General features: G+C 70.2%; 8 protein-coding genes. 7 read left to right on the plus strand and 1 reads right to left on the minus strand.

Annotated features, from left to right (window positions below):
- Window positions 1-99: 99 nt before the first annotated feature.
- From IM725_RS19190 to IM725_RS19220, 7 genes are read left to right on the plus strand one after another with little or no spacing between them, the layout of a single operon-like run.
- On the plus strand, window positions 100-1,326 hold the full coding sequence (locus IM725_RS19190) for a pyridoxal phosphate-dependent aminotransferase (RefSeq protein ID WP_193782247.1): 1,227 nt from the start codon (window positions 100-102) through the stop codon (window positions 1,324-1,326).
- Entirely contained in the window at window positions 1,323-2,633 is a 1,311-nt protein-coding gene (locus IM725_RS19195; protein WP_193782248.1) for a homoserine dehydrogenase, read from the plus strand. Before IM725_RS19190 ends, IM725_RS19195 begins: the two co-directional genes overlap by 4 nt.
- Window positions 2,634-2,638: 5 nt before the next feature.
- Window positions 2,639-4,054 (plus strand): threonine synthase, encoded by a 1,416-nt coding sequence (thrC, locus tag IM725_RS19200; RefSeq protein WP_193782249.1) that lies wholly within the window; start codon window positions 2,639-2,641, stop codon window positions 4,052-4,054.
- Between the two features lie 13 nt (window positions 4,055-4,067).
- Window positions 4,068-4,598 carry a molybdopterin-guanine dinucleotide biosynthesis protein B gene (mobB, locus tag IM725_RS19205; RefSeq protein WP_193782250.1) on the plus strand — a complete coding sequence of 177 codons (531 nt, stop codon included), beginning with the start codon at window positions 4,068-4,070 and terminating at the stop codon, window positions 4,596-4,598.
- Window positions 4,598-5,818, plus strand: coding sequence for a molybdopterin molybdotransferase MoeA (locus IM725_RS19210; protein WP_193782251.1), 1,221 nt, complete (start codon window positions 4,598-4,600; stop codon window positions 5,816-5,818). The genes mobB and IM725_RS19210 overlap by 1 nt, the downstream gene beginning before the upstream one ends.
- On the plus strand, window positions 5,815-6,066 hold the full coding sequence (gene moaD, locus IM725_RS19215) for a molybdopterin converting factor subunit 1 (protein ID WP_193782252.1): 252 nt from the start codon (window positions 5,815-5,817) through the stop codon (window positions 6,064-6,066). The genes IM725_RS19210 and moaD overlap by 4 nt, the downstream gene beginning before the upstream one ends.
- Window position 6,067: 1 nt before the next feature.
- Entirely contained in the window at window positions 6,068-6,538 is a 471-nt protein-coding gene (locus tag IM725_RS19220; RefSeq protein WP_193782253.1) for a molybdenum cofactor biosynthesis protein MoaE, read from the plus strand.
- A 30-nt stretch (window positions 6,539-6,568) separates the two neighbouring features.
- Here the strand turns inward: IM725_RS19220 and IM725_RS19225 are convergent.
- A partial coding sequence (locus IM725_RS19225; protein ID WP_407692540.1) for a MarR family winged helix-turn-helix transcriptional regulator occupies window positions 6,569-7,046 on the minus strand: 478 nt, incomplete at its 5' end.

The following is a 7,046-nucleotide window of genomic DNA, read 5'->3' on the forward strand; positions in this document are numbered from 1 at the left end:
GGGCGAGGGGGGCGGTGGGCTTGCTGCGCTGCGGAATAGGCAGCCAGAACTATGGTCAAATTATAGGTTTTCACCCTTGCAAATGCGCTCGGAGGGGCTTTGAAGACCGTCCAGAAATCCGCCAAGCTGGCGAACGTGCTCTACGACATCCGCGGACCGATCATGGACGCGGCGCGCCGCATGGAGGAAGAGGGCCACAAGGTCATCAAGCTCAACATCGGCAACCTCGCGGTCTTCGGCTTCGATTCCCCCGAGGAAATCCAGCAGGACATGGCCCGCAACCTGCCGAACTCGGCGGGCTACTCGGACAGCAAGGGCATCTTCTCGGCCCGCAAGGCCGTGATGCACGAGACCCAGCGCCAGGGCATCAAGGGCGTCAAGATGGACGACATCTACCTCGGCAACGGGGCGTCCGAGCTGATCGCCATGGCCACCAACGCGCTGCTGGACAACGGCGACGAGCTGCTGCTGCCGGCGCCCGACTACCCGCTGTGGACGGCCGCCAGCAGCCTGTCCGGCGGCACGCCGGTGCACTACCTGTGCGACGAGGCCAACGGCTGGATGCCCGACCTGCACGACATCCGCGCCAGGATCACGCCGCGCACCAAGGGCATCGTGGTCATCAACCCGAACAACCCGACCGGCGCGCTCTACTCGCGCGAACTGCTGCTGGGCATCGTGGAGATCGCCCGCGAGCACAACCTCGTCATCTTCGCCGACGAGGTCTACGACAAGGTGCTCTACGACGGCGTGACGCACGTGCCCATCGCCAGCCTGTCGGAGGACGTGCTGACGCTGACCTTCAACTCGTTGTCCAAGAGCTACCGCTCCTGCGGCTACCGCGCGGGCTGGCTGGTGGTCTCGGGCGACAAGAAGCCCGCCGCGGACTACATCGAGGGCCTGAACATGCTCTCGAACATGCGGCTGTGCGCCAACGTGCCGGGGCAGTACGCGATCCAGACGGCGCTGGGCGGCTACCAGAGCATCAACGACCTGGTCTGCGAGGGCGGCCGCCTGCGCCGCCAGCGCGACCTGGCCTACGAGCTCATCACCGCCATCCCCGGCGTCAGCTGCGTCAAGCCCAGCGCGGCGCTGTACATGTTCCCCCGGCTGGACCCCAAGGTCTACCCGATCGCGGACGACCGCCAGTTCTTCCTCGAGCTGCTGCAGGAAACCCGCGTCATGCTGGTGCAGGGCACCGGCTTCAACTGGCCCACGCCCGATCACTTCCGCATCGTCTTCCTGCCGCACGAGGACGACCTGCGCGAGGCCATAGGCCGCATCGCCCGCTTCCTCGAAAACTACCGCAAACGAGCTTCGCAATGAAACCCATCCAGGCCGGCCTGCTCGGCATCGGCACCGTCGGCAGCGGCGTGTTCAACGTCCTCTCGCGCAACCAGGAAGAGATCCAGCGCCGCGCCGGCCGCGGCATCGCCATCACCATGGTGGCCGACCTGGACACCGCACGTGCCCAGGCCGTGGTCGGCGACAAGGCCCGCGTGGTGGCCGACGCGCGCGAGATCATCCGCAACCCCGACATCGACATCGTCATCGAGCTGATCGGCGGCTACGGCATCGCGCGCCAGCTCGTCATGGAGGCCATCGAGGCCGGCAAGCACGTGGTCACGGCCAACAAGGCCCTGCTGGCGGTGCACGGCACCGAGATCTTCGAGGCGGCCCAGCGCCGCGGCGTCATGGTCGCCTTCGAGGCCGCCGTGGCCGGGGGCATCCCCATCATCAAGGCCCTGCGCGAGGGCCTGACCGCCAACCGCATCGAGTGGATCGCCGGCATCATCAACGGCACCACCAACTTCATCCTGTCCGAGATGCGCGACAAGGGGCTGGACTTCGACGTGGTGCTCAAGGAGGCGCAGCGCCTGGGCTACGCCGAGGCCGACCCGACCTTCGACATCGAGGGCGTGGACGCCGCGCACAAGGCCACCATCATGTCCGCCATCGCCTTCGGCGTGCCGGTGCAGTTCGACAAGGCCTACGTCGAGGGCATCACCAAGCTCGGCGCGCAGGACATCCGCTACGCGGAGCAGCTGGGCTACCGCATCAAGCTGCTGGGCATCACCAAGCGCACGCCGGCCGGCATCGAGCTGCGCGTGCACCCCAGCCTGGTGCCCGCCAAGCGCCTGATCGCCAACGTCGAGGGCGCCATGAACGCGGTGCTGGTGCAGGCCGACGCCGTGGGCACCACGCTTTATTACGGCAAGGGCGCGGGCAGCGAGCCCACCGCCAGCGCCGTCATCGCCGACCTGGTGGACATCACCCGCCTGCACACGGTGGATGCCGCCAATCGCGTGCCGCACCTGGCCTTCCAGCCCGACCAGATGAGCAGCGTGCCTGTGCTGCCCATGAGCGAGGTGGTGACCAGCTACTACCTGCGCCTTCGCGTGGCCGACGAGGCCGGCGTGCTGGCCAAGGTCACCGGCCTGCTGGCCGAGTCGGGCATCAGCGTGGACGCGATGCTGCAGCGCGAGGCGGGTGAGGGCGAGAAGCAGACCGACCTCATCATCCTGACCCACAACGTGCGCGAGGGCACCATGGACGCGGTGCTGGCGAAGATGCAGGCGCTGCCCACCGTGCTCGCGCCCATCGTGCGCATCCGCAAGGAAGAGCTGGCCTGACCGCGATGCTGTACCTCTCGACCCGCGGCCACCCCGACCGCAAGCACTTCTGCGAGATCCTGCTGGAGGGCCTGGCGCCCGACGGCGGCCTGTACCTGCCCGAGCGCTACCCGCGCGTGGACGACGCCACGCTTACGCGCTGGCGTGCGCTGCCCTATGCGGACCTGGCCTTCGAGGTGCTGTCGCTCTATATCGACGACATTCCGGCCGAGGACCTGCGGGCGATCTGCCGTCGCACCTACACCGCCCAGGTGTTCGGATCGCCCGAGATCGTACCGCTGCGTCCCCTCGAGGACGGCGTGTGGCTGGAAGCCCTGTCCAACGGCCCCACGCTGGCCTTCAAGGACATGGCCATGCAGCTGCTGGGCAACCTGTTCGAGTACGAACTGGGGCGCCGCGGTGCGCAGCTCAACATCCTGGGTGCCACCTCGGGTGACACCGGCAGCGCCGCCGAGTACGCGATGCGTGGCAAGAAGGGCGTGCGCGTCTTCATGACCTCGCCCCAGGGCCGCATGAGCCCGTTCCAGCAGGCGCAGATGTTCAGCCTGCAGGACGCCAACATCCACAACATCGCCATCGAAGGCGTGTTCGACGACTGCCAGGACATCGTCAAGGCCGTCTCCAACGACCTGGAGTTCAAGCGCCGCCACAACATCGGCACCGTGAACTCGATCAACTGGGCCCGGCTGGTGGCACAGGTGGTGTACTACTTCGCCGGCTATTTCCAGGCCACGCGCAGCAACGACCAGAAGGTCAGCTTCACCGTGCCCTCCGGCAATTTCGGCAACGTCTGCGCCGGCCATGTCGCCCGCATGATGGGCCTGCCGATCGACCGCCTGGTGGTGGCCACCAACGAGAACGACGTGCTGGACGAGTTCTTCCGCACCGGTGTCTACCGCGTGCGTGGCAGCGCCGACACGCACGAGACCTCCAGCCCGTCCATGGACATCAGCAAGGCCAGCAACTTCGAGCGCTTCGTGTTCGACCTGCTGGGCCGCGACGCCGCGCGCACGCGCGCGCTCTTCGCCGATGCGCTGTCCGCGAAGGGCCGGTTCGACCTGTCCGCCGACCCGGCCTTCGCCGACGCCGCAAGCAAGTTCGGCTTCGAGAGCGGGCGCAGCACCCATGCGAACCGCCTGGCCACCCTGCGCGACACCTGGGCGCGTTTCGGCCAGATGGTGGACACCCACACGGCGGACGGCCTGAAGGTGGCGCGCGAACACCTGCGCCCCGGCGTGCCCATGCTGGTGCTGGAGACCGCGCTGCCGATCAAGTTCGCCGCGACCATCGTCGAGGCCCTGGGCCGCGAGCCCCAGCGCCCCCCGGGGTTCGAGGGCATCGAAGCCCTGCCGCGGCGCGTGACGAACCTGCCCGCCGACGTGGCGGCGGTCAAGCGCTTCATCGAAGCCCACGTCGCCTGAGGCGCCGCCGCTGATGCAGGTTGTCGGCTTCGCCGCCTGGTCCGGCTCGGGCAAGACCACGCTGCTGGAGCGCCTGATCCCGGCGCTGCAGGCGCGCGGACGCCGCGTGTCGGTGGTCAAGCATGCCCACCACAACTTCGAGGTCGACCACCCTGGCAAGGACACCTGGCGCCACCGCCAGGCGGGCGCCTTCGAGGTGATCGCGGCCTCCAGCCAGCGGCTCGCGCTGGTGCGTGAGTTCGCCCGGCCCGCCACGCCCTCGGTGCACGACCTGCTGGCCCTGTTGTCGCCGTCGGTGGACTGGGTGCTGGTGGAGGGCTTCAAGGCGAGTTCGCTGCCCAAGGTCGAGGTCTGGCGGCCCTCCGCCGGCCAGCCCGTGATGTACCCCGACGACCCGCGCATCCTGGCCATCGCCACCGACGCCCCGGCCGCGTTGCCGGTGCCCACGGCCCTGCCGGTGCTGGACCTCAACGACCCGGCTGCACTCGCTGCGTGGCTGGAGGACAATCGGCCCCGTTTCGACTACCTGCCTCCAGAGACATGATGAAACCTGCGCTGCGCTCGCTTGACGATGCCCTGGCCGAACTGCTGGGCTTTGCCGCCCCGCTCGCCGGGTCCGAGTCGGTCTCCACCTTCGAGGCAGACGGCCGGGTGCTGGCCCGCGACTGCGTCTCGCCGCTGCAGATCCCGCCGCAGGACAACAGCGCCATGGACGGCTACGCGGTGCGTTGCGGCGAGATTCCCGACGAGGGCGTGGTGCTGCCGGTCAGCCAGCGCATTCCTGCCGGCAGCGAGGCCCAGCCCCTGGCGCCCGGCAGCGCGGCCCGCATCTTCACCGGCGCGCCCGTGCCGCCCGGCGCCGACGCGATCGTGATGCAGGAGGACACCGAGCCCGCCGGCGACCAGCAGGTGCGCGTGCTGCGCGTGCCCGCGTCCGGCCAGTGGATACGCCGCAGTGGCGAGGACGTCACGCGCGGCCGCGTGGTGCTCGCCGCCGGCGACCGCCTGGGCCCCGCCCAGCTGGGCCTGGCGGCCGGCATCGGCCTGGCGCAGCTGGACGTGGCGCGCCGCCCGCGGGTGGCGCTGTTTTCCACCGGCGACGAGCTGGTGATGCCCGGCACGGTGGCGCCGCAGGACATGCGGCCGGGCTCGATCTACAACTCCAACCGCTTCTTCCTGCGCACCCTGCTGCAGCGCCTGGGCTGCGAGGTGAACGACTTCGGCGTGGTGCCGGACCGTTTCGAGGCCACGCAGGCCGCCATCCGCGAGGCCGCACGGGACAGCGACCTGATCCTCACCAGCGGCGGCGTCTCCGTCGGCGAGGAGGACCACGTGAAGCCGGCGGTGCAGTCGCTGGGCACGCTGGACCTGTGGCAGATCGCGATCAAGCCCGGCAAGCCCTTTGCCTACGGGCGCGTGGGCGATGCGCATTTCATGGGCCTGCCGGGCAACCCGGTCTCCAGCTTCATCACCTACCTGCTGCTGGTGCGGCCCTTCCTGCTCAAGCTGCAGGGCGCGACCGACCTGACTCCCCGGCCGGTCAGCCTGCCGGCCCACTTCGCCTGGCCCAAGGCCGACCGCCGGCGCGAGTTCCTGCGCGTGCGGCGCAACGCCGCCGGCGGGCTGGACCTGTTCCCCAACCAGAGCTCGGGCGTGCTGACCTCCATGGTCTGGGGCGACGGCCTGGTGGACAACCCCGCCGGGCGCACCATCGCGCACGGCGACTCGGTGCAGTTCATCGGCCTGGCGGAGCTGCTGGCATGAAGGTCCGGCTGAAGTACTTCGCCTCCATCCGCGAGCGCATCGGTGCCCCGGGCGAAACCGTGGACACCACGGCCACCACGGCCGGCGGGCTGCGCGACGAGCTGATCGCCCGGGGCGGCGCGCATGCCGAGGCCCTGGCGCGCGGCAAGGCCGTCCGCCTGGCGCTGGACCAGGTCATGGCCGGCGAGGACGCCGCCCTGGCGGAGGGCTGCGAGCTGGCCTTCTTCCCGCCGGTGACCGGGGGCTGAGATGGCGCGCGTCAGCATCCAGGAAGAGGATTTCGACCTCACGCGCGAGACCGAGGCCCTGCGGGCGGGCGACGGCGGCGTGGGGGCGGTGTGCAGCTTCGTCGGCACGGTGCGCGGGGGCGCCCCCGGCGAGCCGGTCAGCCTGATGGAGCTGGAGCATTACCCGGGCATGACCGAGAAGGCGATCGAGGCCATGATCGACGAGGCGCAGCGCCGCTTCGACATCCGGGGGGTGCGCGTCATCCACCGGGTCGGGCCGCTCGCGCCTGGCGCCCAGATCGTGCTCGTGGCCGTCACCTCCGCCCACCGGGGGCAGAGCTTCCAGGCCTGCGAGTTCCTGATGGACTACCTCAAGACGCAGGCGCCGTTCTGGAAGAAGGAACACACGCCCGAAGGCGCACGCTGGGTGGACGCCCGCGTCAGCGACGACGCCGCGCTGGCGCGCTGGGGCATCCCGGGCAGCAACGCCTGAGCCTGGCGCTGGCGCGCAGCCCGTCGGTGCTCAGCGGCCGGGGGGCACGAAGGCCGCCCGCGCGTCGCTCTCCAGCCCGTCGGTGAGCTGCTGCAGCAGCGCGATCAGCTGGGCCTGCTGCGTGCGGTCCAGGGGCGACAGCAGCCGGCGGTAGGCGCGCTCGGCCGGCCTGCGTGCCTGCCGGAGCAGCTCGCCACCGGCGGTCGTGAGGTTCACGTTCACGTTGCGTCGGCTGTCGGCCGCCGGCCCGCGTTCCACCAGCCCCCGCGCTTCCAGGCCGCGCAGCACGCGCAGCACGGTGACCTTGTCGAAGCCCAGCGCCCGCGCCAGGCTGGACTGGCCCAGCCCGGGGTGCTGGTGCAGCACCGTGAGCACCCCGAACTGGGCCGGCGTGAGGCCGAGCGCATGGCACTCGTCCTCGAACACGGCCGCCGAGATCTGGTGGGCACGGCGCAACAGGAAGCCGGGCCGCGCGTAGAGCCGCTCCAGGGAGGCCGCGGTGTCGGCG

This window comes from Ramlibacter aquaticus (assembly GCF_015159745.1).
Classification (GTDB): domain Bacteria; phylum Pseudomonadota; class Gammaproteobacteria; order Burkholderiales; family Burkholderiaceae_C; genus Ramlibacter; species Ramlibacter aquaticus.

Coding starts and splice junctions, on each gene's coding strand:
- moaD (WP_193782252.1), top strand. CDS start 5,815: ATGAAGGTCCGGCTGAAGTACTTCGCCTCCATCCGCGAGCGCATCGGT.
- IM725_RS19210 (WP_193782251.1), top strand. CDS start 4,598: ATGAAACCTGCGCTGCGCTCGCTTGACGATGCCCTGGCCGAACTGCTG.
- thrC (WP_193782249.1), top strand. CDS start 2,639: ATGCTGTACCTCTCGACCCGCGGCCACCCCGACCGCAAGCACTTCTGC.
- IM725_RS19195 (WP_193782248.1), top strand. CDS start 1,323: ATGAAACCCATCCAGGCCGGCCTGCTCGGCATCGGCACCGTCGGCAGC.
- mobB (WP_193782250.1), top strand. CDS start 4,068: ATGCAGGTTGTCGGCTTCGCCGCCTGGTCCGGCTCGGGCAAGACCACG.
- IM725_RS19220 (WP_193782253.1), top strand. CDS start 6,068: ATGGCGCGCGTCAGCATCCAGGAAGAGGATTTCGACCTCACGCGCGAG.